21 protein-coding genes, 2 pseudogenes and 1 riboswitch are annotated in these 22,557 nt (G+C 65.3%); of the genes and pseudogenes, 14 read left to right on the top strand and 9 right to left on the bottom strand.

Annotated features, from left to right (window positions below; translation table 11 throughout):
* The first annotated feature begins 45 nt into the window (after positions 1 to 45).
* Complete coding sequence (locus tag OEZ60_RS13535) at positions 46 to 807, top strand: sulfite exporter TauE/SafE family protein (RefSeq protein ID WP_263337108.1); 762 nt, start codon at positions 46 to 48, stop codon at positions 805 to 807.
* 37 nt (positions 808 to 844) lie between these two features.
* On the opposite strand, the gene OEZ60_RS13530 is transcribed toward OEZ60_RS13535, so the two are convergent.
* From OEZ60_RS13530 to OEZ60_RS13515, 4 genes are all read right to left on the bottom strand, one after another.
* Entirely contained in the window at positions 845 to 1,918 is a 1,074-nt protein-coding gene (locus tag OEZ60_RS13530; protein WP_263337105.1) for an AbrB family transcriptional regulator, read from the bottom strand.
* A gap of 87 nt (positions 1,919 to 2,005) precedes the next feature.
* Positions 2,006 to 2,413 carry a DUF6636 domain-containing protein gene (locus OEZ60_RS13525; protein ID WP_263337102.1) on the bottom strand — a complete coding sequence of 136 codons (408 nt, stop codon included), beginning with the start codon at positions 2,411 to 2,413 and terminating at the stop codon, positions 2,006 to 2,008.
* Between the two features lie 90 nt (positions 2,414 to 2,503).
* Positions 2,504 to 3,043 carry a GNAT family N-acetyltransferase gene (locus tag OEZ60_RS13520; RefSeq protein WP_263337381.1) on the bottom strand — a complete coding sequence of 180 codons (540 nt, stop codon included), beginning with the start codon at positions 3,041 to 3,043 and terminating at the stop codon, positions 2,504 to 2,506.
* A gap of 2 nt (positions 3,044 to 3,045) precedes the next feature.
* A complete protein-coding gene (locus OEZ60_RS13515; RefSeq protein ID WP_263337100.1) occupies positions 3,046 to 3,252 on the bottom strand; it encodes a SlyX family protein in 207 nt (68 codons plus the stop codon).
* 146 nt (positions 3,253 to 3,398) lie between these two features.
* Here OEZ60_RS13515 and hisS point away from each other — a divergent pair, with 146 nt between their 5' ends.
* Genes hisS through hisG form a run of 3 tightly spaced genes read left to right on the top strand, consistent with a single transcriptional unit; the run spans position 3,399 to position 6,694 of the window.
* Entirely contained in the window at positions 3,399 to 4,901 is a 1,503-nt protein-coding gene (gene hisS / locus OEZ60_RS13510; RefSeq protein ID WP_263337097.1) for a histidine--tRNA ligase, read from the top strand.
* Entirely contained in the window at positions 4,902 to 5,996 is a 1,095-nt protein-coding gene (locus tag OEZ60_RS13505; RefSeq protein ID WP_263337095.1) for an ATP phosphoribosyltransferase regulatory subunit, read from the top strand.
* The gene (hisG, locus tag OEZ60_RS13500) at positions 5,990 to 6,694 is read left to right on the top strand and encodes an ATP phosphoribosyltransferase (protein WP_263337092.1); all 705 of its coding nucleotides are present in this window, start codon (positions 5,990 to 5,992) and stop codon (positions 6,692 to 6,694) included. The genes OEZ60_RS13505 and hisG overlap by 7 nt, the downstream gene beginning before the upstream one ends.
* A 58-nt stretch (positions 6,695 to 6,752) precedes the next feature.
* Here hisG and OEZ60_RS13495 read toward each other — a convergent pair whose 3' ends face one another.
* Entirely contained in the window at positions 6,753 to 7,184 is a 432-nt protein-coding gene (locus OEZ60_RS13495; protein ID WP_263337090.1) for a DUF1489 family protein, read from the bottom strand.
* 113 nt (positions 7,185 to 7,297) lie between these two features.
* Here OEZ60_RS13495 and OEZ60_RS13490 point away from each other — a divergent pair, with 113 nt between their 5' ends.
* The 7 genes and pseudogenes from OEZ60_RS13490 to OEZ60_RS13460 form a co-directional block, all read left to right on the top strand.
* A complete protein-coding gene (locus OEZ60_RS13490) occupies positions 7,298 to 9,808 on the top strand; it encodes an adenosylcobalamin-dependent ribonucleoside-diphosphate reductase (RefSeq protein WP_263337088.1) in 2,511 nt (836 codons plus the stop codon).
* Between the two features lie 334 nt (positions 9,809 to 10,142).
* Positions 10,143 to 11,237 carry an AAA family ATPase gene (locus tag OEZ60_RS13485; protein WP_263337086.1) on the top strand — a complete coding sequence of 365 codons (1,095 nt, stop codon included), beginning with the start codon at positions 10,143 to 10,145 and terminating at the stop codon, positions 11,235 to 11,237.
* Between the two features lie 40 nt (positions 11,238 to 11,277).
* Positions 11,278 to 12,054 (top strand): metallophosphoesterase, encoded by a 777-nt coding sequence (locus OEZ60_RS13480; RefSeq protein ID WP_263337084.1) that lies wholly within the window; start codon positions 11,278 to 11,280, stop codon positions 12,052 to 12,054.
* 318 nt (positions 12,055 to 12,372) lie between these two features.
* A pseudogene (locus OEZ60_RS13475) lies at positions 12,373 to 12,666 on the top strand (IS21 family transposase); the annotation flags it as partial.
* Positions 12,667 to 12,803: 137 nt separating this feature from the next.
* Positions 12,804 to 14,045, top strand: coding sequence for a metallophosphoesterase family protein (locus tag OEZ60_RS13470; RefSeq protein ID WP_263337082.1), 1,242 nt, complete (start codon positions 12,804 to 12,806; stop codon positions 14,043 to 14,045).
* The gene (locus OEZ60_RS13465; RefSeq protein WP_263337081.1) at positions 14,045 to 14,224 is read left to right on the top strand and encodes a hypothetical protein; all 180 of its coding nucleotides are present in this window, start codon (positions 14,045 to 14,047) and stop codon (positions 14,222 to 14,224) included. Before OEZ60_RS13470 ends, OEZ60_RS13465 begins: the two co-directional genes overlap by 1 nt.
* Positions 14,225 to 14,683: 459 nt before the next feature.
* A pseudogene (locus tag OEZ60_RS13460) lies at positions 14,684 to 15,159 on the top strand (transposase); the annotation flags it as partial.
* Between the two features lie 159 nt (positions 15,160 to 15,318).
* Here the strand turns inward: OEZ60_RS13460 and OEZ60_RS13455 are convergent.
* From OEZ60_RS13455 to OEZ60_RS13440, 4 genes are read right to left on the bottom strand one after another with little or no spacing between them, the layout of a single operon-like run.
* Positions 15,319 to 16,611, bottom strand: coding sequence for a TRAP transporter large permease (locus OEZ60_RS13455; RefSeq protein ID WP_263337079.1), 1,293 nt, complete (start codon positions 16,609 to 16,611; stop codon positions 15,319 to 15,321).
* Positions 16,608 to 17,147: a TRAP transporter small permease gene (locus tag OEZ60_RS13450; RefSeq protein ID WP_263337077.1), complete on the bottom strand. Its 540-nt coding sequence runs from the start codon at positions 17,145 to 17,147 to the stop codon at positions 16,608 to 16,610. The genes OEZ60_RS13455 and OEZ60_RS13450 overlap by 4 nt, the downstream gene beginning before the upstream one ends.
* 28 nt (positions 17,148 to 17,175) lie before the next feature.
* A complete protein-coding gene (locus OEZ60_RS13445; protein ID WP_263337074.1) occupies positions 17,176 to 18,213 on the bottom strand; it encodes a TRAP transporter substrate-binding protein in 1,038 nt (345 codons plus the stop codon).
* A gap of 32 nt (positions 18,214 to 18,245) precedes the next feature.
* The gene (locus tag OEZ60_RS13440) at positions 18,246 to 19,436 is read right to left on the bottom strand and encodes an amidohydrolase (RefSeq protein WP_263337072.1); all 1,191 of its coding nucleotides are present in this window, start codon (positions 19,434 to 19,436) and stop codon (positions 18,246 to 18,248) included.
* A 147-nt stretch (positions 19,437 to 19,583) separates the two neighbouring features.
* Here OEZ60_RS13440 and OEZ60_RS13435 point away from each other — a divergent pair, with 147 nt between their 5' ends.
* The 3 genes from OEZ60_RS13435 to bhcB all read left to right on the top strand — a co-directional run bounded on the left by OEZ60_RS13435 (position 19,584) and on the right by bhcB (position 22,550).
* Positions 19,584 to 20,066: a MarR family winged helix-turn-helix transcriptional regulator gene (locus tag OEZ60_RS13435; protein ID WP_263337070.1), complete on the top strand. Its 483-nt coding sequence runs from the start codon at positions 19,584 to 19,586 to the stop codon at positions 20,064 to 20,066.
* A gap of 60 nt (positions 20,067 to 20,126) precedes the next feature.
* Positions 20,127 to 20,212: riboswitch (glycine riboswitch) on the top strand.
* A gap of 101 nt (positions 20,213 to 20,313) precedes the next feature.
* Positions 20,314 to 21,597: a D-amino acid dehydrogenase gene (locus OEZ60_RS13430; protein WP_263337068.1), complete on the top strand. Its 1,284-nt coding sequence runs from the start codon at positions 20,314 to 20,316 to the stop codon at positions 21,595 to 21,597.
* Positions 21,597 to 22,550: a beta-hydroxyaspartate dehydratase BhcB gene (gene bhcB, locus OEZ60_RS13425; protein WP_263337065.1), complete on the top strand. Its 954-nt coding sequence runs from the start codon at positions 21,597 to 21,599 to the stop codon at positions 22,548 to 22,550. The genes OEZ60_RS13430 and bhcB overlap by 1 nt, the downstream gene beginning before the upstream one ends.
* Positions 22,551 to 22,557 lie beyond the last annotated feature (7 nt).

Here is a 22,557-nt window from a genome sequence, read left to right as displayed (position 1 = left end):
AGCTTCGCGCCCATGCCGCCTTCGGGTGTTCCGGAATCTCTCCAATTGGACAATTTCATTGCATTCGCCGTCGTCGGCTTCCTCGCGCAGCTCGTCGACGGGGCGCTCGGCATGGGCTTCGGCGTCATCTCCTCGGCCGTCCTTCTCGCCCAGGGCGTGCCGCCGCCGCTGGTCTCGGCCAGCGTCAATGCCGCCAAGCTGCCGACCTCGGGCACCTCGGCCACCTCGCACTGGCTGCACGGCAATATCGACTGGCGGGTGGTCCGCCCGGTCGTGGTGATGGGCGCGCTCGGCGGCTGCCTCGGCGCGCTTCTCCTGACATCGCTCAAGGGGGCGCTGCTGCTCTGGCTCACCAACCTCTACCTTCTCGCGATCGGCGCGCTCGTCCTGGTCCGCGCCTGGCGCGGCCGGGCGCCCGCGCTCGTCGCCGCCGGCCGGTTCCGCCTGATCGGCTTCGCGGGCGGCGCCATTGAAGGGATCGGCGGCAGCTGGGGCCCGATCGTCACGACCGGGCTGCTTGGCTCCGGCGTGCCGCCCCGGCAGGCCGTGGGATCGTCGAACCTCTCGGAGTTCGTGGTGAGCTTCGTGGTCTTCGCGGTCCTGACGCTGGGCTTTCACGCCGGCCACTGGGGCGCGGACATGGAGTGGCGCTCGCTGATCGGTTCGGTCGCCGGCCTCGTCGCGGGCGGCGTTCCAGCGGCGATCTTCGGCGGAAGACTCGCCGCGCGCGTGCCGCACCGGCCGCTGACCGTCGCGGTCGGGCTCCTGGCGATCGGCATCGCCGCCTACCGCTTCGCGACGATGTGAGGCCCGCCGCCGCGCCTCGGCCTCGCCGGTCTAGGCGTTACTCCATGCGGCCCCCGAAGGCCCGGACAAAGCTCACCGCGAGGATGATCCGCACGAGGTGATGCGCGGTGACGTAGAGGATCGACATCTTCAGGCTGAGCGCGATCAGCCCCATCTCGATCAGCCCGCCCGGCGCGAAGGCGAGGAACACCGCGCGCACCGGCTCGCCCGTCAAGGGCGCCAGCGCGAGGGCGAAGCCGACCGCGGTCCCGATGGTGATGACCGCGTTCATCAGCGCGAGCCTGAGCGCCGCGAGGATCCGCCCCTTCGGCATCCCCGCGAAGCGCACCCCGAGCGAGGTGCCGACCACGACCTGCGCCGCGGCCAGGAGCCAGCCGGGCGGCACGCCCTCGGTCCAGCCCGCCATGTGGGCGGCCGCCGACAGGAGGATCGGCCCCAGCACATGGCCCGCCGGCAGCCGGAGCTTGAGCCCGATGAGAGCACCCGCCACCGCCGCCACCGCCAGCACCGCCACGTCCCGGACCCCGAGCGCCGATCCCGCCACCGCCGCACCGGCCGCCGAGCCGACCGCATGGCCCTCCATCCAGGAAAACGCGACCGGCACCAGCACGATGGTCAGGATCAGCCGCAGGAACTGCAGCATCGCCAGCATCTGCACGTCGGCCCCCGCCTCCTCGCCCATCTGCACCGTCTCGACGAGCCCGCCCGGCGCGGTGCCGTAGAAGGCGGTCCGCCGGTCGACCCGTCCGGTCGCGGTCAGGAGCCGGAAGCCGAGGAAATGCACCAGCGGGATGAAGAGGCAGAGCGCCAGCAGAGACGGGACCCACCGCGGCGCCTCGGCAAGGATCTCGGGCCGCGCCGCGCCGCCGATGGCGATGCCGATGACCGGGACGAAGACCATCCTGATCTTCTGCGGCGCCTGCGGCAGGTGGCCGAAGGGCTTCAGGCCGCCGACCGCCGCCGCGCCGACCGCGAGGAGCGAGCCGAGGAGCATCGGCAAGGGCAGGTGCAAGGCCTGCGCGCCGAAGCCGCCGGCAAGCCCGAGCGCATAGGTCAGTCCGACCGACGGCCAGTGCGGAGCGCCGAGGAGGCGGTCAATCAGGTGGCGCATGGATATCCCGGCATCGCGGATCGCGGCCGCGACCCCTCCCGTCAACCTGTCAGCGCCGGCGCCCGAGGGCAAGCCCCGCGCCCGGCGCTAGAAGACCGTCTGCACTGCGCGCGACAGGAAAAAGCCGTGCCCGTCCCGGTTGCGGCACTCGAGCCCCTTTTGCGACGAATGGCAGACAAAGCCGCCGAACGTCCCGGTCACGCCATAGTCCGCCCTGTGGAAGCCGTCGCGACCGCGATAGAGCGGTTCGCACAGCATCTGCACCGGCCCCCGGTCGAGCATCAGGAAGCTGTGCCCCCAGTCCGAGGCGCAATCCGCCGGACGCGGCAGGGCGGGCGCGCCGTGCCGCTCGATGATCGTGCACTGGATGTCGGACATGCCGACCTCCATCCCCACCATGCACTGGATGTTCTCCGACGGGGTCTCGAAGGTCCAGATGTCGGCATGGGCGGGCAGGGGGCCGAGAAGGAGGATCAGAACGGCAGGGCGCAACATGGTCGTTCCCCATTCGATATGGTCCGTGTGGACCCAGCCTGCCACCCGGATCGCGTGTTGTCATCAGAGAAGGCGGTCCCGGCGCGGGCCTCAGGACAGGTCGCGGACAAAGAGGTCGGCCGCGCCGTCCGACAGATCGGGATCGCGCCGGAACCCGGCCTTTTCGAGCACCCGTGCCGAGGCGGAGTTCGCCCGGTCGACGCCGCCGAGAAGACGCAGCGGCCCGGCCGCACCCGCCGCGCCGATCAGCCCGGTGAGCAATTCGGTCGCGATCCCCTTGCCCCAGTGCGCTTCGGCCAGAAGGTAGCCGATATGGATCTCTGGCACCCGGCCGTCCGCCCGGAACGCCGCAAGAATCAGAACCCCCGCGATGCGGCCCTCCGGCCGCGTGAGCGCAACGAAGAGATCGCTTTCCGCAACCCGGCCGTCGATCCATCCGGCGATCGCGTCCGGCCCCGGTCCCAGCTGCAGAGAGTCCGGCAGATGCGCCAGCACGCGCGGCGTCAGGACTGCGCCCACTTCCGCCTCGAGCGCGGCGCGTCGGCCGGCATCCGGGGCGAGCGAGCGCCACTTCCGGAGCGACAGCCGTGGCGTATCGAACTCCGGAACCGGCGCGGCGATGGCGGCCATGCTCACCAGTGCGGTGGCTTTTGGTCGGCGAGCGGGATCGCGCCCGAGGCTTCGGCCTCCGCCTCCGCCGCCCGCTCCATCAGGAGCCGCACGCGCCGGGTCAGCACCTCGATCTCGCGCGCCTGGGCCGCGATCACGTCCGAGAGGTCGTCGACCGCGCGTCTGAGATGCGCGATCTCCTCCTCCGCCCTTTCCAGCCGTTCGTTCATCGCTCCTCCCGTGCCGCCGCTGGCCCGACGCCTGCCATACGTTTTGCCGACGTGGCGCGGATGCCGGACTCCGTCCCCCGCAGCCGCTTGTTCCCGTCCCCCCCATCCGTTACACCCGCGCGCATCGAGATGTGAAGGGTCGGATCATGGCCAAGGACGCGAACAAGAAGGGCGGACCGCGCAGACCGAGGGCCGAGACGCCCAAGGGTTTCCGCGATTATTTCGGCGCCGAGGTGACGGAGCGCAAGGCGATGCTCGACCGGATCGCCGCCGTCTATCACCGCTACGGCTTCGATCCCCTGGAGACCTCGGCCGTGGAAACCGTTGAGGCGCTTGGGAAATTCCTGCCCGACGTCGACCGCCCGAACGACGGCGTCTTCGCCTGGCAGGAGGAGGACAGCGACTGGCTGGCACTCCGCTACGATCTGACGGCACCCTTGGCGCGGGTCGCCGCGCAGTACCGCAACGACCTGCCGACGCCCTACCGGCGCTACGCGATGGGCCCGGTCTGGCGCAACGAGAAGCCGGGACCGGGGCGATTCCGCCAGTTCTATCAATGCGATGCGGATACGGTCGGGTCGGGCTCCGTCGCCGCAGACGCCGAGATCTGTGCCATGCTCTCCGACGCCCTCGAAGAGGTCGGCATCCCCCGCGGCGACTACGTCGTTCGGGTAAACAATCGTAAAGTTTTGAATGGTGTAATGGAGGTCGCGGGCGTCCTCGATCCTGCCGACCCGTCGAAATTCGAACACGAGCGCGGCATCGTCATGCGCGCCATCGACAAGATCGACCGGCTGGGCGAGGCGGGCGTGCGCGCCCTGATCGGCGCGGGCCGGATGGACGACAGCGGCGACTTCACCAAGGGGGCCGGGCTCTCGGAGGCGCAGGCCGATGTCGTCCTCGGCTTCATGTCCGCCCGCCGCGACACCGGGGCCGAGACCGTGGCGCGTCTCCGCGAGCTCGCCGGCGGCTCCGCCATCGGCACCGAAGGCGTCGACGAGCTTGAAAAGATTGCCGAACTTCTCGATGCTCAGGGCTACGGCCCCGACCGCATCGTGATCGACCCCGCAGTCGTCCGCGGCTTGGGTTACTACACCGGCCCGGTCTTCGAGGCGGAGCTCACCTTCGAGATCCTCGACGAGAAGGGCCGCCCGCGCCAGTTCGGCTCGGTCGCCGGCGGCGGCCGCTACGACGATCTCGTCAAGCGCTTCACCGGCCAGTCGGTGCCCGCGACCGGCGTCTCGATCGGCGTCGACCGCCTCCTCGCCGCGCTCCGCGCCAAGGGCCGGGTCGAGGCCGACACGCGCGGCCCCGTCGTCGTCACCGTCATGGACCGCGACCGCATGGCCGAGTACCAGAAGATGGCGACCGAGCTCCGCCAGGCCGGGATCCGCGCCGAGGTCTATCTCGGCAACCCGAAGAACTTCGGCAACCAGTTGAAATACGCCGACAAAAGGAACTCCCCGGTCGCCGTGATCCAGGGCGGGGATGAGGCCGCAAAAGGCGTCGTCCAGCTCAAGGACCTCTTCCTCGGCGCAAAGATCGCCGCCGAGGCCAGCCACGAGGAATGGAAGAGCCAGCCCGCCCAGACCGAAGTTCCGCGCGACACCCTCGTCACCGAGGTCCGCCGCCTTCTGGGGATCGCCTGAATGGCGCTGAAAGGGGCAGCCAGGGCCGAGGCCGACCGCCTCATGGCCGCTTTCCGCGCGGCGGGCGCGGTGCCGGTCGAGGCCGACATCCTGCAGCCCGCCGAGGTGCTTCTCGACCTTTACGGCGAGGACATCAGGGCGCGCGCCTATGTCACCGCCGACCCGCTCCGGGGCGAGATGATGCTGCGCCCCGACTTCACCGTGCCGGTGGTGCAGATGCACATGTCGGGCGGCGCCGAGCCCGCGCGCTACTGCTACATGGGCGAGGTCTTTCGCAAGCAGGAACACCTGACCGAGCGGAAATCCGAGTATTTCCAAGTAGGTTACGAGGTCTTCGACCGCGCGAACCCGGCGCTCGCCGATGCCGAGGTCTTCGCGCTTTTCGCGGACCTTCTCGCGCCCCTCCGCCTGCGCGCCGTCACCGGCGACATCGCGATCCTGATGGCGGCGGTGCAGGGCCTCAGGACGCTCGAGTCCCGCAAATCCGCACTCCTGCGCCACATCTGGCGGCCGCGCCGGTTCACCCAGCTCCTCGACCGCTTCGGCGGCCGCGCCCCGGTCCCCGAGACCCGCGCCCGCCTCCTCGCCGCCCTCGCCGCCGGCGAGACGCTGACGACCGCCCCGCGGATCGGCCTGCGCTCGGACGCCGAGATCGCCGCCCGCCTCGAGGCGCTCGAGGCCGACGCTCAGGCGGCCCCCATCGCCGCCGAGGAGGTCGCCCGCCTCGAGGACCTCCTAAACCTCTCTGCGAAAAGCCCGGCCGCGCTCGCGCATCTGCGCGACCTGGCCCGCGAGATGCCCGCCATCGCATCCGCCACCGACCGGATGGAGGCGCGGCTCGACGCGCTCGGCGCGAAGGGCGTCGATGTCGACACCCTCGATTTCGAAGCCTCGCACGGCCGCACCACGCTCGAATATTACGACGGCTTCGTCTTTTCCTTCCACGGCAGGGGGCCCGACCTGCCGCCGATCGCCTCGGGCGGGCGCTACGACGCGCTGACCCAGGTCCTCGGTCAGGGGCGCTCGATCCCCGCCGTCGGCGGCGTGATCCGCCCCGGCCTCGTCGCCGACCTGACGGAGGGCGCGTCATGCTGAAACTCGGCATCCCCTCCAAGGGCCGGCTCATGGAGCAGTGCTTCGACTGGTTCGCGAGCCGCGGCATCACGCTGCGCCGCACCGGGTCTGACCGCGAATACGCCGGCGCCGTCGAGGGCGCCGACGGCCTCGCCCTCGTCCTCCTCTCGGCCGGAGAGATCCCGCGCGAGCTTGCGGCGGGGCGCATCCATCTCGGCGTCACCGGCTCCGACCTCGTGCGCGACAAGCTCGCCGACTGGGACCGCCAGGTCGCCGAGCTTGCGCCGATGGGCTTCGGCCATGCCGATCTCATCATCGCGGTGCCCGCCTCTTGGCCCGATGTCGACACGCTCGACGATCTCGACGCCGCCGCCGCCGCCTTCCGCCGCAGCCATGGCCACCGGCTCAGGATCGCCACCAAGTACCACCGCCTCGTGCGCGAGTTTCTCACCCGGAACGGCGTCGCCGATTACCAGCTCGTCGACAGCCAGGGCGCGACCGAGGGCACCGTCAAGAACCTCACCGCCGAGGCCATCGCCGACATCACCTCGACCGGCGAGACGCTCCGCGCCAACCACCTGAAGATCCTCGCCGACGGCCTCGTCCACCAGAGCCAGGCCACGCTCTACGCCGCCCGCGCCGCCGACTGGGAAAACGGCGCCGCCGAAACCCTCGCCGGCCTCGCCCCGCGCCTCGGCTTCGACCCAAAAGCTCTCTGATCTTCTTCTTTTCCCAAATATCCCGGGGGTCCGGGGGCAGCGCCCCCGGCGCCCGCCGTCAGCGCAACCCGATCTCGGCCAGCGCCAGCGCCATTTCCTCCGGCAGCGCCGTATCGGCCTCCCGCGCCTTCGGCAGGTCGCGCGGTGCGTCCTTTGGCTCGAGATAGCGCCAGCCCTGGAACGGCCGCCGCGGTGCCGCCTCGGTGCGCACCACCTCCGGGTCCATGACGATGCCGCAGCGCCGGATCCCGTCCGCCCCCTCGATCTCGTCGAGCCTGAGGATCCGCTGGCGGCAGAGGATCACCCCCTTCACCACCCAGTAGAGCGAACCGCCCGCCAGCACCTCGGCCTCGCGCTTCGGCCACATCCGCGTGACATGGCGCCGCTCGCCGGTCGGGTAGGGCGCGGGATGCGTGCGCTGCCAGTCGAGGAGATCCTCGACACTCTCCGCGCCGACACAGAGCTTCAGAAGATGAAGAGACTCGGCCATGACACCCCCAAGACCTTGCCATTCTACCTGCGCCACCCCCGAGATCAAGTTGACCGGCCCGGCGCCCAAGCGTATCGTGATCGCCCCTTCCGATACCCGAGGACCGAGGCCCGATGACCCGTTTCGCTGCCCCCATCGCCGAACAGATCTGGGACATGAAGTACCGCTTCAAGGAGGCGGACGGCACCCCCGTCGACGGCACGGTCGAGGACAGCTGGCGCCGCATCGCCCGCGCCCTTGCCGCCGTAGAAAAGGATCCCGCCCGGTGGGAGGACCGCTTCTACACCGCGCTCGAGGATTTCAAGTATCTCCCCGCCGGCCGCATCACGGCGGGCGCCGGCACCGGGCGCACGGTCACGCTCTTCAACTGCTTCGTCATGGGCACGATCCCCGACGACATGGGCGGCATCTTCGACGCGCTGAAGGAAGCCGCGCTGACCATGCAGCAGGGCGGCGGCATCGGCTATGATTTCTCCACCATCCGTCCGCGCGGCGCCGAGGTGAAGGGGGTGGCCGCCGACGCCTCGGGGCCCCTCTCGTTCATGGATGTCTGGGACGCGATGTGCCGCACAATCATGTCGGCCGGCTCGCGCCGCGGAGCCATGATGGCGGTGATGCGCTGCGACCACCCCGATATCGAGGCGTTCATCGCCGCCAAGCAGGACGCCGCGCGGCTCCGGATGTTCAACCTCTCTGTCCTCGTCACCGATCCGTTCATGGCGGCGGTCAAGGACGGCAAGCCCTGGGACCTCACCTTCGACGGCAAGGTCTACAAGACCGTCGAGGCGCTCGACCTCTGGAACCGGATCATGCGCGCGACCTACGACTACGCCGAACCCGGCGTGATCTTCATCGACCGCATCAACGCCGCCAACAACCTCGGCTACGCCGAGACCATCGCCGCCACCAATCCCTGCGGCGAACAGCCCCTGCCGCCCTACGGCGCCTGCCTCCTCGGCTCGATCAACCTCGCCCGCCTCGTGACAGACCCGTTCGGCAAGGGCGCGGCGCTCGACGAGGGCGCGCTGGATGATCTCGTCACGACCGCGGTGCGGATGATGGACAACACCGTCGACGCCTCGCGCTTCCCGCTGCCCCAGCAGAAGGCCGAGGCCGAGGCCAAGCGCCGCATCGGCCTCGGCGTCACCGGGCTCGCCGACGCGCTGCTCATGGTCGGCCTCCGCTACGGCTCGGAAAAAGCCGCCGCGCAGACCGAGGAATGGATGCACCGCATCGCCCGCGCCGCCTACCTCGCCTCGGTCGAACTCGCGAAGCAGAAGGGCGCCTTCCCGCTCTTCGACGCGGAAAAGTACCTCGCCTCGGGCAACATGATGCAGATGGACGCCGACGTGCGCGCCGCGGTCGCGGAACACGGCATCCGCAATGCGCTCCTGACCTCGATCGCCCCCACCGGCACGATCAGCCTCTATGCCGGCAATGTCTCGTCCGGGATCGAGCCGGTCTTCGCCTATGCCTACAAGCGCAAGGTCCTGCAGAAGGACGGCAGCCGCACCGAGGAGGAGGTCGTCGACTACGCCGTCCAGCTCTGGCGCGAACGCTTCGGCGACAGGCCTCTGCCGGAGCATTTCGTCAACGCCCAGACCCTGCCGCCCCTCGACCACGTCCGGATGCAGGCGGCGGCGCAGAAATGGGTGGATTCGTCGATCTCGAAGACCATCAACTGCCCCGAGGAGATCAGCTTCGAGGCCTTCAAGGACGTCTACATGGCGGCCTGGGACCAGGGCTGCAAGGGCTGCACCACCTACCGGCCCAATGAAGTTACCGGCAGCGTCTTGAGCACTTCCGAGGAGAAAAAGCCGGAGTTGCCAGTTTTCTCGGAGCCATTCGAACGTTTGAAATGGGCACGTTCAAAGAAGAACCTAACGCTTGCAAATATAGCGGAAAAGGTTGGCTACTCTGTGCCGCACTTGTCTCAGCTAGAGTCCGGCATCAAGAAACTTACCCCTTCCGGGGCGGAAAAGTTTGGGCAGCTGTATTCGTTGCCCAAGGGTTGGCTCCTCTTCGGTGAAGGGGGCGATGCTCCCGAAGTCCTCTCAAAAGACGGCGCCGAACCCCTCACGCCGCATGGCGACGTCGTCTATCTCTCCGAACCCTTGGACCGGCCGCAGGCGCTTGAAGGCGCGACCTACAAGCTGAAATGGCCCGACAGCGAGCACGCGATCTACATCACCATCAACGACATCGTGCAGGGCGGCCACCGGCGCCCCTTCGAGGTCTTCATCAACTCCAAGAACATGGAGCACTACGCCTGGACGGTGGCGCTGACGCGGATGATCTCCGCCGTCTTCCGCCGCGGCGGCGACGTCTCCTTCGTCGTCGAGGAACTGAAAGCCGTCTTCGACCCGCGCGGCGGCGCCTGGATGCAGGGCCGCTACATCCCCTCGATCCTCGCCGCGATCGGCGGCGTCATCGAACGCCACATGATTGCGATCGGCTTTCTCGAGGGCGAGGGCCTCGGCCTCAAGTCCGACCCCAAATCGCAGGTCGTCGCGGTCGGCGAAGCACCCCGCGGCCCGACCTGCCCCTCCTGCGGCCAGTTCGGCATGCAGATGATCGAGGGCTGCCTGACCTGCCCGAATTGCGGCCATTCCAAGTGCGGATGACCGGTCGCGCCGGGAGAGCTGTAGGACCCACGAATAAATGACCATTTTCGGGGTTTTTTGACCACTCCGGCACAGGTCAAATGACCACCGGTCGCATCGCGATCGGTGGTTTTTGTTTTATATCAATGTGTTGAATTTCTTTCAGAGCTTTGCAGCTCTTGGATGGTCCCGCGCCAGGGATCCGCAGGCCCCCGGCTTGACCAGATCGCGCCGCCATGACCTTTATCCCGCCATACCCGGGTTCTTCTCTCATCGCGCCTCTGCCCTGACCGATGCGGTCCGGCGGGCGCCGCGGCGGCGCGTTCCGCCCCTCGTTTCGGAAAGGACCATCCCCATGCCCCGCATCCCCTTCATCGCGGCCCGCTTCCCTGACAAGACGGAGTCGAAGGATGACATCGAGATCCGCCTGAGCCGACACCTCCGCGCCCTCCGCGTCCGCAAGGCGGAAGTGCAGGCTGACGATCCGATCAGCGACACGCCGGAAGAGGACCGAAACGATGGCTGGCGGTCGCCGACGGATCTCGGCGAAGACGACCGCCGTCGCATTCGGTGCCGGGCCACGGCGCTCGTCGCCCGGCGCGAGGCAGCCACTGGGCTGGGTCACCTCAGGAAGGAGGAGCGCGAACAGCTTTCCGTCCTGCGCGACGGGGTTCGCCTCGTGACCATCCCCAGCGAGCATCGGGCCGATGAACTCGCGGCCGAGCTTCATGCCGAGATGCCCTGGATGGCCCCGGCGACCGAGGCGGTCTGGCATGCGATGCGCGCATCGGTGCGCTCGGGCACGCCCGGGTTCCGGCTGCCGCCGCTGCTGCTCGATGGCCCTCCCGGCATCGGCAAGAGCACCTGGGCGCAGCGCCTGGCATCGCTGATCGGTACCGCGACGACGCAGATCGACGCCGCCTCCGAGGCCGCCGGTTTCGCCGTCGCGGGCTGCCAGCGCGGCTGGTCCAGCGCCGCGCCCGGACGGCCGCTCGAGCTGATCCTGCGCCAGCTCGTCGCCAATCCGATCATCGTGGTGGACGAGATCGAAAAGCCCGGCAGGGTCACGTCGGACAAGGGACGCGCCCATGACCTGACCGATGCGCTGTTGGGCCTGATGGAGCCCGTAACGGCGCGGGGCTGGACCTGCCCCTATTTCCGCGTGCGCTTCGACATGGGCTGGATCGGCTGGGTCATGACCTCGAACAACTGGCGACAGCTGTCGCCCCCCTTTCTCAGCCGCTGCCAGCTGATCCGCCTAGGGCCTCTCACCAGCAATAATTTGCTTGGCTTCGTCGAGAGGGAAGCCGAGCGCCGCGGCATCGACGGGGCCAGCGTGGAGGCGATCGCCGGGGCCTTGTCGCGTGTGGATACTCAACCGGATCTGCGCAGCCTGAACCGGTTGCTCGACCGCATTTTCTCCCTGCAGAACCGTCCGCCCATCCACTAGGATCCGGCCGAATTTCAGTTAGACTCAGATGACAAAGACCTTGATCCTTGCGGACCTTCATCACGACTTCTGGCGCCAGGCTGGGCGCGACCCGCTTGAACGCGCAGACTTCTCAGGGCTGGACCTGCTGATCATCGCCGGAGACCTGGCGAACAAGTCCCGCGCGCGCTGGAAGCCCGCGCTGGAGGCGATCGGGCGGCACATTCCGCTCGATCGCGTCCACATCTTTCCAGGCAACCACGACTATTATGACGGACGTCTGGACCGGGACGACAAGCTCGCGGCGATCGCCAAGGAGGTCGGGGCGCATTTTGCCCAGAAACAGGAGATCGTGCGCGAAAACGTCCGTTTCCTGTGCTGCACCCTATGGACGGACATGCTTCTGGGCGATTGCGACGCCGACCGGAACGCGAGAGAGGCCGAGGCCCGGATGAATGACTATCGCTACATCCGTATCGAGGCCGAGACCTTCCGCCGCGCCAAGCCGAGGCATACCGTCGCCATTCACCTCGACCATCGGGCCTGGCTCGAGAGCCGCCTGAAGGCCCCTTTCGACGGGCGGACCATCGTCGTCACCCATCACGCACCCCATGGCCTCAGCCTGGCTGGCAACGCTCCGGTCGGTCAGGCCTATGCCTCCGATCTGAGTGGCCTCATCAAGCAGCACGCGCCCGATCTCTGGCTCTTTGGCCATACGCACCACGGCATATCATTCCGCTGTGGCACGACGCAGCTGCCCAACGTCTCGGTCGGATACCCTGATGCGCATGATCATGCGCCTACACTCGATAGCAGTTGGCCGGGATTTGTGGGGTAGAACGCAGGTGGGTCGGTTTCGGGAAGGGAAACCGGCTGATCCGAAGGGACGTGCGCGAACGGGCGGCCACGCATTTCTTCGCGCTCGCGACTTGAGGCGCGGCAAGCAAAACGAACAGGAAGCAGCCGGATGACCGGTTACGATTCAGTCCCGGAACTCCTCGGCGTGACGATCGACGGCAGGACGCCTACGCCATGGGAGCCGTGAACGGCGGAGCAATACTCGGCCACATTAGCGGTGCCGTTGTGGTATCGCGGGCGGCGAAAAAGTCGTCCAGTTTCGCCCTTTCCGAGAGGGGAGTGTTTGGGGATTTACACCGTGGACTTGTACTTGAAGGTGCGCCGGGCTCACTTCCAGGATGGGCTGAGCGGTCGGCAGATTGCCCGGGATATTGGGATCAGCCGGGACAGCGCTGCAAAGATGCTGACCTATTCGGAACCGCCTGGGTATTGGCGCACGGCCCCGGTCCGACGGCCGAAGCTTGACCCTTATGCGGATCAGATCGACCGGTGGCTTGCCGAGGATCAAGGGCCCGCCCGCAAGTAGCGCCACACGGCGAAGCGGATCTTCGAGCGGCTTCGTGACGAATGCGGGTTTGATGGCGGCTATTCGAGGTTCCCTCTCGAGGGCGACGACAACCAAGGAAACGTTCAGCCAACCTTCATCGGGGTGTTCGATACGGTCGCGTCACTTCGAACTGCCGTCGTGCGCACGCTGGTCTGGTGCCGTAGCTCCCTGCAGGAAAAGCCATGGGTCAGCAAACTTGCGAAAATCACGCGGGTCTCCGCTCAAAGCCGAACGGCGACTGGCACTTGGCCGCCCTAACCCGATGGCGAAAATGCAAAAAGCACCGATCCGCTGCGCCGGCTTCATCTTGCATCCGGCGCGGCTGTAAGTGTTCATCCGAGGCATCACCTTCTGAAATCCGTGTGGAGCCTCCCGAAGATGCAGGCCCCCGACACAAGGCAGACGACGTCGACATGCGCATTCTTGTCACCGCTGACTGGCATTTAGACGCCTGGCTTCGCTCCGGGCGAAATCCGTTCGCCGGCGCCTTTCCGGTGTTCGAGACGCTCGACGCGCTGATCATCGCCGGCGATATCGCGGAACACCCCCGCCACGGCTGGCCCAACTGCTTCGGCTGGTTGCGCAACGTCATCGATCCGGAGAAGGTCTGGGTGGTGCCGGGCAATCACGACTACTATGGCTGGGATCTCGGCGGTGACGATGGCCTGCGGTCGTTCGCCGAGCGCGAGGGGATCAACTTCGCACAGAAATCGGTGATCGAACTCGGCGGCATGCGGTTTCTCTGCTCCACGTTGTGGACCGACTTCGGCCTGACAGGTGATCCCGCCGCTGCCATGCAAGCCGCCCGCAGATCGGTGGCCGAATATGCGGAGATCCGCAGCGGCGCGGCAACCGGCCCGTTCGCGATCCCGGAAGAGACGCTCGCGCTGCATCAGGATCACCGCGCCTGGTTTGAGCGCGCGCTGCGGGAGAAGTGGCCCGGTCGAACCGTCGTGATCAGCCACCACGCGCCGAGCAGGGCGGTGGCGGGGCGGATCGATGCCATCACGCCGGCCTTCGTCTCGGACCTCGATACGATCATCGAAACCGCGCAGCCGGATCTCTGGCTCTTCGGCCACACGCACCGGCCGCTCCAGGCACGGCTTGGCCGGACGCGTCTGCGCAATTGCTCGCTTGGCTATCCTTCGGAGGTGCCGACGGGCCTCGAGGCAAGGCTCCTGCTTCTGGGCCTGATCGATACCGAACGAAAGGACCTTCTGGCGCCGATGGGGCTGAGGGACGCCTGTCTCCGGATCGCTGCCGACGGCCAGCGTCGTCTGCGCCTCCAGGATCTGCCGACCGCGCTTCGCCGGGATTTCGACGCGTTCCGGCTCGGGCGCGTGTTCCCGATGACTGAGGGACAGGCCAATGTCGCGTCGGCGCTCGAGTGGTTCGCCTACTGTGATCTTGCAGGGATCGATTGATGGGCACCAGCAGTAAGGATTTTCGGGACATGCCGGGCTCCTGGACCGCGCGGACCGCAGCGCCAATTGAAGGGCATCGCGCCCTGTCGCTGCTTGGTGACACCGCACGGATCGCCTTCCTGCAAGACACCCGCGAAGCGGCGCGGACGAGCAGGCAGCACGCAGATGACATGATATGATCGGGCGCGTAAAATCCAGCAAACCGGACGCCGCAATGACTGCTTATGAGTCAGCTAGAGGGGTTCTTGGCTTGAAGATGCAAGGCAGGGCTCTGACACCGATGCAACTCATGGGCCTTGTCGAAAGAGGTCTGCCGGAAAGCGCGCTGTCAAAGCTCGCGGAGGTCATAGACTGCACGCCTGCAGCAATCGTGCGGATACCGGTCCCAAGGCCGCGCGGGCGCCGCGCAAGAACGATCACACACTCGATCCCGCTCTGGGGGCTGTCGTGATCCGGCTCGCGGCAGTCTATTCCGCGGCGCTTGACGTCTGGGACGACAAGGAAGACGCACGTGCCTTGGATCGCCCGAGCCTTGGACGCCGAGATGAAGCCCCGACGGAGCGGGAGACTTCGGAAAGAACCTTGCAGGCGGATGACGGAAAACACAAACTGACCGAGCGCAGACGATCAATTAATGAACCTATGTGCCCATGGCCCGAGGGTTCGTCTATCTGACCGCGATCGCGACTGGTTCACCCGCAAGGTGCTGGCCTGGCGCATCTCGAAAACTCTGGAGGCCGACTTCTGCGTCGAGGCGCTGAACGAGGCGGTCTACCGCTTCGGCCCGCCCGAGATCATGAACACCTATCAGGGCTCGCAGTTCACGTCCTTCGCCTGGACCGACCGGCTGAAACGGATTGGCACCCGGATCTCGATGGATGGCAAAGGGCGCTGCCTCGACAACATCTTCATCGAGCGCCTCTGGCGCTCCTTGAAGTATGAGTGCGTCTTCCTGTACGCCCGGGAGACCGGCTCACAGGCGAGGGCCGGCGTTGGCCAATGGATCGCCTTCTACAATCACCAGCGGCCCCACGCCGCCCATGGCGGGCAGCCGCCCGCCGTGGTCTACTTCAACCGGATCGAAACCGGCCAGCAGGGGCAGAGAGTAGCTTAAATCATCCCTGAAACTGTCCAAGAGATGGGGGGTAGCTCAAAGATTTCTCGCTGAATCGGACAATCCTACAATTGAATCAAACCAGAAAACGTTAAACGGGCGCGGAATTCCCTCGCCCGTTTGCTGCCTTTCCGCGATCGTCGGTGCCGATCCGGGGCGCTATCCCACGGTGCTACCAAGCCAGAGGGTGATTGCCGGAAACCCGATTAGGATCGCGAGCCGGATAATGTCCACGGCGATGAAGGGAACGAGGCCCTTGAAGATCCGCAGGACAGGCACGTCCGGCAGGACGGCCTTCAGGACGAAGACGTTCATCCCCACGGGCGGCGTGATCAGCGCGATTTCGGTCACGACGATGACAATGATGCCGAACCAGACAAGGTCGAACCCCTGCGCCACGATGATCGGCGCGAAGAGCGGGACGAATATCAGGACGATCGCCATTGAGTCCATCACGCAGCCCAGCACCAGGAAGACGCACATGATCACGAGCACGAGCGCCGTGCCCTCGAGGCCGGTCGATTGCACCAGCGCGAGCACGCCCGCCGCAAGACCCGAAAGGGTGAGGAGTTTCGACAGCATCAGCGCGCCGAACAGGACGGTGTACAGCGACACCGATGTGTAGGCGGTGTCGATGATGACCGCGCGCAGGACCGACCAAGTCAGGCGTCCGTGGAAGGTCGCGATCAGAATCGCAAGGCCCGCGCCCATTCCGGCCGCCTCGGTCGGGGTGAAGAGCTTCGCGTAGAGTCCGCCGATGATCAGGCTGAAGAGCAGAAGGAAAGGCCAGACGCCCGACAGCGCTTTCAGCTTTTCGGGCCACGGAGTCTTTTCTCCCTGTGGCGCGTGGCTGGGATCGCGCGCAGCTATGAAACGGATGGCCAGCATGTACAGGGCGAGGCCGAACACGCCGGGGACCACGCCGGCGATGAACAGATCGCCGATGTTTGTCTGTGTTAGGATTCCATAGACCACCATGATGATCGATGGCGGGATCAGGATGCCCAGCGTACCCCCGGCGGCAATGGTGCCGGCGGCGAGCTCATCGGAGTACTTGTACTGCTTCATGCTGGGATAGGCGACCTTTGCCATCGTGGCGGCGGTCGCGTAGCTGGATCCGCACACTGCGGAGAAACCCGAGCACGCCACCATTGTGGAGAGAGCCAGCCCACCCCGGACATTGCCGACGAAGGCATAGGCGGCGCGGAACAAGTCCTGAGCGATGCCGGTCTTGGAAATCACGTTGCCCATCAGGATGAACATCGGCACGACCGCTAGGTCGTAGGACAGCACCGCGTCAGAGATCGTCAGCGGCACGAGCTGAAACGCGATGTTCCAGTTGATCGCGAACCCGATGCCCGTGACTGAAACCGCAAGAAGCGCGAAGGCCAGCGGGACACGCAGAAAGGCCAGCAGAATGGCGACGGCCATTGCGATAGAACCGACGATCATAGCGCGTCCTCCTCGTGGGTGTCTTCAGGATCGATCATTGGCCCGGTTGCCGCGATGACGAGGGCGGCGAGCGCAGACAGGGCGCAGCTGAGAGCCATGAAGAAATAAAGCGGTGCGCGGGGAACCCGCAGGGCCTGGCTGACTTCGGAAATGCCGGATGCATTCAAGCCGTGTTTGATGAACAACCATGAGATCATCGCCAGGACGAGTGTCACCAGGATGGATGTCAGCACGCGCCACCACGCCATCCACGGCTGATTCACCAGTTTGTCGAGGATATCGATGGTCAGATGAGCGCTAGCGGCGGTAACGAGCGGCAGGCCTGCGAATACCACAAGGGCCATCAGATGCTCGGTTATGTCGTTTGATCCATAGATCGGGGTGCCGAACAGGCGTCGCCCGATAACGTCCGCGAAGGTCAACGCGACCATTGCGAGGAGAAACAGAGCCATTACCGTTTCGACCCCTCGGCGGATTTTCCATGCCATTGACAACATGAACGTTTCTCCTCCCTGAAAATGTGAGGGGCTGATCATCGCCCCTCGCACGACAATCTGTTACCGATCATTCGCCGGCGAGCGCCGTGTAGGTCTCGTTGTAAAAGTCGAGCATGGCCTGCGGGTCTTCGACGCCCGCACCCTTTGCGGCGCCAATCCAGTCGGCAACCATCGTGTCGTAGATCGTATCGACGGCTGCGACCAGTTCGGGCGAAGCCTCGACAATCTCGTGGCCCTCTGCGGCGAGCTTTTCGATCGCTGCTGGGCTCTGAAGGTCGAAGTTCCTGCCCCAGGCAGCCGACAGCTCCTCGCCGATGATGCCTTCGATGGCCGCCTTGTCCTGGTCGCTCAGCCCATCCCACTTGGCACCGTTCATGACCACGAAGAAGGTGGCGTCATAGAAGCCCTTCGGGAAGACGGTGTGGTACTTCAGCACGTCTTCAAGACGGAAGTTCACCACCGACTCCATGGTGTGCAGTGAGCCGTCGATGACGCCGCTCTCCAGCATCTCATACGCCTTGGTCGCGGGGGCGGCCACCGGAACGGCGCCGAGGGCGCTCAGCAGTTTTTCCTGGATGGGGCCGCCCATGCGGAACTTCTGGTTCTTCACGTCGTCGGGCGAGGTCACAGACTTGGAACCGTGATGCAGTTGGCCGCCACCAAACATGCCGACCGCCAGCATCTTGACGCCGTCGAAGGCGGCGTTGTCGGCGAGGAATGTCTGGTAGGTCTGCCACAGGGCGCGGCTCTGCGCCTCGGCATTGGTGCCGGCGTTCGGGAATTCGGCGAACCACAACGAAACAAAGCGCTCGGGCTCGTAGGTGAAGTTGCCCCATGTGATGTCGGCCACGCCGGTGCGCGCCAATTCCCAGTGCTGCGGCGGACTGGCCAGTGGCGCCGGAAGGATCGTCACCGTGACACGTCCCTCGGTGACTTCGGCAATCTTCTCGGTGAGCGGAACCAGGAAGTCGGTGTGTATGAAATGGGTGGGCGGCACCCAGGACGACATGGTCAGAACCTCGGCACTGGCGAGCGGTGCCGTGGCGGTCATCAGGGCCGTGGCTGTAATGGCGCCCCGAAGCATTTTGGTGGTGAACGTGATCATCTGGATCCTCCCTGGGATGATACTAGCCTTGATCAGGTAAGTGGATGAGAATTGAGTGACTTGCTCGTGCGATGCTTGGCCAGGTCGGCAAAGATGGCGGCCCCGATCGGAATGATCTCCGGATCGAAGGCGTACTTGGGGTGGTGCGGTGCGTAACCGTCCTGTCCCACGAAGAGGTATGCACCGGGCACCCGGCCCGAGAGCTCCGCAAAATCTTCGGAGGCCATGAGGCTGCGTGCGTTTTCCATAACCTTCTCGGCGCCGACAACGCGATTGGCCGAAGCAATTGCTGCCGCAACACACGTGGGGTCGTTGAGCGTGACCGGTGCAATTTTGGCGATATTCATTTCGACCAAGACACCGAAGACCAACTCAGTGGCGCGCGCGGCGTCCTGCAGCATTTTGGCCAAACGGTCCCGCACTTCGGGGGCAGTGGTGCGCATGGTGCCCTCTATCCTTGTGGACTCGGGCAGAATGTTCCGAGCCGTTCCGCCCCGGAGCAGGCCGAACGAAATCACGCCTGCGTCCCGCGCATCGACGACACGTGTCGCGGCCTGCTGCACGGTGGTGATGAAATGTGCAGCGGCGGCGATGGCATCTTCGCCGGTGTGTGGCATCGAACCATGTGCGCCGTTGGCACGAATCGTTATGTCGATGTTGTCGGCCGAGGACAGCGCCGCGCTCGCCGGTACGCCCACATGACCGGCCGGAAGACCCGGAAGGTTGTGGAGCGCGTAGATCTCGTCGCAGGGAAACTGTTTAAGCAGGCCATCTGCAATCATTGCGCGCGCGCCAGTCAGCAGTTCCTCCGCTGGCTGGAAGACAAATCGCACCGTTCCTTCGAAATCACGATGCCGCGCCAGATAAGCGGCTGCAGTGAGCGCCGTAACGGTATGGCCATCGTGTCCGCAGCCATGGAAGCGCTGCGGGTCTTCGGACGCATAGGGTACATCGGCCTTTTCTGTCATCGGTAGGGCATCCAGTTCGGCGCGGAACGCGATGCAACGGCCGGGATTCGCTTTATCGGTGCCGATGCCATGCAGCGTTCCCACGACTCCGGTCCCACCGATTCCCGTTTCGACCTCGAAACCGAATTCCGTCAGGCGGTCAGCCACGAAGGCGGCGGTGCGGACCTCTTCAAAGCCGGTTTCAGGATGCCGGTGCAAATCCTTCAGCCAGTCTTCGGAGGTGCTGCGCTGGCTTTCATACCACTCGGCAAACATCTACGAACCCTCCAGTTGATCTCAGTATGAGAATATTGCACACAAATACTTGCCAATCAAGATAGTTTCTTAGTAAGATTATTTCTTGCGGAGATCAGGGTAATAGATGATACCTTTTCGATATTGGGCTCAGAGAAAGGTGAACACGTGACGCAAACCAACAAGACCTTCAGGAACGAGCGCCTCACATACAGGCTCAACATTGTCGCCCAAGAGGCCATCACCGCCAATGACGAGATCTTCCTGAAGGAGACAGGCTGTCGGATCAGGGATCTTCGGGTCTTGCGACTGATCGACGATACGCCCGGGACAACGTTCGCGGAAATCGCGAAAGTTACTGGTTTTGAAAGAAGTTTGACTTCGAGAATCATTCAGAATCTTCTCGGCGCTGGTTTGATTGTGCGGGAAAACTCAAGCGAGGATGCGCGCGTCTTCCTTCTTTCGACGACCGACGGTGGGAAGGAAGTTCGTCAGGTCGCCAAGCGGGTTTCAGACCGCCTCGAGGTCATCCTGACAGACCCACTCTCTGCTCAGGAACTCCGCGCGCTCAACGAGATCCTAGACCGCTTGGGTAGCTGGGTGACGTCGGAGGAATACCGTTCTGCCCTATCCGAAAATCAGCCAGTATAGTTATTGAGTGAAATAGTATTGACATGATACTAAATTGAATCTACAAGGCAAGGAGCCTACCAAGCTGTCACAGGAGAGGCCGATATCGTCGGCGCCGAAGGAGCAACCCCCCGGAACCTCTCAGGCAAAAGGACTGTGATCGGCGCGGCGATCTGGAGCGCGCTGCGAACCGCAATTCGCGCCTCGCGACAGAGGGGATTGGACCTGCCATCCGGCAGGACGAAACCTTGGGTCGCGGGAGGACACCATGACCAGAATTGCCGTTATCGGCGCCGGGATCACCGGCGTTACGACCGCGTCGAGCCTGATTGACCGGGGATACGACGTCACCTTGTTTGACCGCAACCGTTATGCGGCGATGCAGACCTCCTTCGCCAATGGCGGACAGCTCTCGGCCTCGAACGCAGAGACGTGGAATCGCTGGTCCACGGTCTTGAAGGGTATGAAGTGGATGATGACCCGGGGCGCACCGCTTCTGGTGAATCCCAAGCCCAGCTGGCACAAGTACAGCTGGATGGCAGAATTCGTCGCATCGATCCCGCAATACCGCGCCAACACCGTCGAGACGACCCGGATGGCGATCGCGGCGCGCGGGCTCTTGAAGGAGAAGGCTGAGCGCCACGGGTTCGGTTTCGACTGTGAAAACCGCGGCATCCTGCACATCTACACCAAGAAGTCGGAATTCGATCACGCCACCGAGGTCAGCAAGCTGCTGGCCGAGGGCGGACTCGACCGCCGCGCCGTGGCACCCGAAGAGGTGCGCCAGATCGAGCCCGCGATTAGCGGCGATTTCTATGGCGGCTACTACACCGAAAGCGACTTCACCGGCGACATACACCGCTACACGACGGGTCTCGCCAAGTCGATCGAGAAGCAGGGCGCCGTTTTGCAGTTCGGCACCAATGTCGAGTCGATCAGGGTCGACGGAAACGAAGTTCGTCTGACCTGGAGCCGCAACAATGAAAGCCAGACCGAGATCTTCAACGCTATCGTTCTCTGTGCCGGCGTCGAAAGCCGCTCACTCGCGGCGCAACTGGGCGACCGTGTGAATGTTTATCCGGTCAAGGGCTATTCGATCACCGTGCGTCTGGACGACGAGGACAGCCAGAGCGCTGCACCATGGATCAGCCTTCTGGACGACGAAGCCAAGGTCGTCACCAGCCGTCTGGGAAAGGACCGGTTCCGAATCGCGGGCACGGCAGAGTTCAATGGCTACAACCTCGATATCCGCGACGACCGGATCCGTCCGCTGGTGAAGTGGTGCGAGCGCTTCTTTCCGGGTGTCAGCACCGAGCACGCGATTCCCTGGGCTGGCCTGCGCCCGATGATGCCGAACATGATGCCCAAGGTCGGGCAGGGGGTGCGTGACCGCGTGTTCTACAATACCGGGCACGGACATCTCGGCTGGACGCTGTCTGCCGTCACCGCTGAAATGGTGGCGGAGCGGGTCGCAACCTCCAAGACGGTCAACAAGGGGGTAGCAACAGCTAGCTACGCGGCGATGCCGCTCGCTGCGCAGGGGGCGGTTTGATGTATATTCCGACATACGAGGACATGCTGGCGGCGCATGAGCGGATCAAGCCCTATATCCGCCGCACGCAGATCCGCACCTCGGACTACCTCAACGAGTTGACGGGCGCAGAGCTGTTCTTCAAGTGCGAGAACTTCCAGGAGCCGGGCGCCTTCAAGGTGCGCGGTGCCACCAACGCGGTGTTCGGGCTGGATGACGAACGGGCGAAGAAGGGCGTCGCCACGCACTCTTCCGGCAACCATGCCTCGTGCCTCAGCTACGCGGCGATGCTGCGCGGCATCCCCTGCAACGTGGTCATGCCGCATTCCGCGCCGCAGGCCAAGAAGGACACGGTGCGGCGCTACGGCGGCAAGATCACCGAATGCGAGCCCTCGACCTCGTCGCGCGAGGCGACCTTCGCGAAGGTGCAGGCCGAGACGGGGGGCGATTTCGTGCATCCCTACAACGACCCGCGCGTGATCGCGGGGCAGGGGACCTGCGCGAAGGAGATGATCGAGCAGACCGACGGTCTCGACATGGTGGTCGCGCCGATCGGCGGCGGCGGCATGATCTCGGGCACCTGCCTGACGCTGTCGACGCTGGCGCCGGAAACGAAAGTCATCGCCGCCGAGCCGGAACAGGCCGACGACGCCTACCGCAGCTTCAAGGCCGGCCACATCATCGCGGACGACGCGCCGAAGACCGTCGCCGACGGGCTCCTCGTGCCGCTGAAGGACCTGACCTGGCACTTCGTGAAGACCCATGTCAGCGACATCCTCACCGCGTCCGACCCCGAGATCGTCGACGCGATGAAGCTCACCTGGAAGCACCTGCGCGTGGTGATGGAGCCGTCCTCGGCGGTCCCGCTCGCCACGATCCTGAAAAACCCGAATGTATTCAAAGGCAAGCGCGTCGGCGTGATCATCACCGGCGGCAATGTCGATCTGGACAGACTGCCCTGGATGAAGGGCTGAGGAGGTT

The sequence above is a fragment of the Albidovulum salinarum genome (genome assembly GCF_025673475.1).
In the GTDB taxonomy this organism is placed as follows: domain Bacteria; phylum Pseudomonadota; class Alphaproteobacteria; order Rhodobacterales; family Rhodobacteraceae; genus Albidovulum; species Albidovulum salinarum.
This window is presented reverse-complemented; position numbering and strand designations above follow the sequence as displayed.

Excerpts from the sequence above, each read along its gene's own strand:
- OEZ60_RS13445 (WP_263337074.1), bottom strand. The coding sequence starts at position 18,213 with ATGATCACGTTCACCACCAAAATGCTTCGGGGCGCCATTACAGCCACG.
- OEZ60_RS13530 (WP_263337105.1), bottom strand. The coding sequence starts at position 1,918 with ATGCGCCACCTGATTGACCGCCTCCTCGGCGCTCCGCACTGGCCGTCG.
- OEZ60_RS13485 (WP_263337086.1), top strand. The coding sequence starts at position 10,143 with ATGCCCCGCATCCCCTTCATCGCGGCCCGCTTCCCTGACAAGACGGAG.
- OEZ60_RS13455 (WP_263337079.1), bottom strand. The coding sequence starts at position 16,611 with ATGATCGTCGGTTCTATCGCAATGGCCGTCGCCATTCTGCTGGCCTTT.
- OEZ60_RS13505 (WP_263337095.1), top strand. The coding sequence starts at position 4,902 with ATGGCGCTGAAAGGGGCAGCCAGGGCCGAGGCCGACCGCCTCATGGCC.
- OEZ60_RS13525 (WP_263337102.1), bottom strand. The coding sequence starts at position 2,413 with ATGTTGCGCCCTGCCGTTCTGATCCTCCTTCTCGGCCCCCTGCCCGCC.
- OEZ60_RS13430 (WP_263337068.1), top strand. The coding sequence starts at position 20,314 with ATGACCAGAATTGCCGTTATCGGCGCCGGGATCACCGGCGTTACGACC.
- OEZ60_RS13465 (WP_263337081.1), top strand. The coding sequence starts at position 14,045 with ATGGGCACCAGCAGTAAGGATTTTCGGGACATGCCGGGCTCCTGGACC.
- OEZ60_RS13470 (WP_263337082.1), top strand. The coding sequence starts at position 12,804 with ATGGGTCAGCAAACTTGCGAAAATCACGCGGGTCTCCGCTCAAAGCCG.
- OEZ60_RS13490 (WP_263337088.1), top strand. The coding sequence starts at position 7,298 with ATGACCCGTTTCGCTGCCCCCATCGCCGAACAGATCTGGGACATGAAG.
- hisS (WP_263337097.1), top strand. The coding sequence starts at position 3,399 with ATGGCCAAGGACGCGAACAAGAAGGGCGGACCGCGCAGACCGAGGGCC.
- hisG (WP_263337092.1), top strand. The coding sequence starts at position 5,990 with ATGCTGAAACTCGGCATCCCCTCCAAGGGCCGGCTCATGGAGCAGTGC.
- OEZ60_RS13520 (WP_263337381.1), bottom strand. The coding sequence starts at position 3,043 with ATGGCCGCCATCGCCGCGCCGGTTCCGGAGTTCGATACGCCACGGCTG.
- OEZ60_RS13440 (WP_263337072.1), bottom strand. The coding sequence starts at position 19,436 with ATGTTTGCCGAGTGGTATGAAAGCCAGCGCAGCACCTCCGAAGACTGG.
- OEZ60_RS13495 (WP_263337090.1), bottom strand. The coding sequence starts at position 7,184 with ATGGCCGAGTCTCTTCATCTTCTGAAGCTCTGTGTCGGCGCGGAGAGT.
- bhcB (WP_263337065.1), top strand. The coding sequence starts at position 21,597 with ATGTATATTCCGACATACGAGGACATGCTGGCGGCGCATGAGCGGATC.
- OEZ60_RS13515 (WP_263337100.1), bottom strand. The coding sequence starts at position 3,252 with ATGAACGAACGGCTGGAAAGGGCGGAGGAGGAGATCGCGCATCTCAGA.
- OEZ60_RS13450 (WP_263337077.1), bottom strand. The coding sequence starts at position 17,147 with ATGATCAGCCCCTCACATTTTCAGGGAGGAGAAACGTTCATGTTGTCA.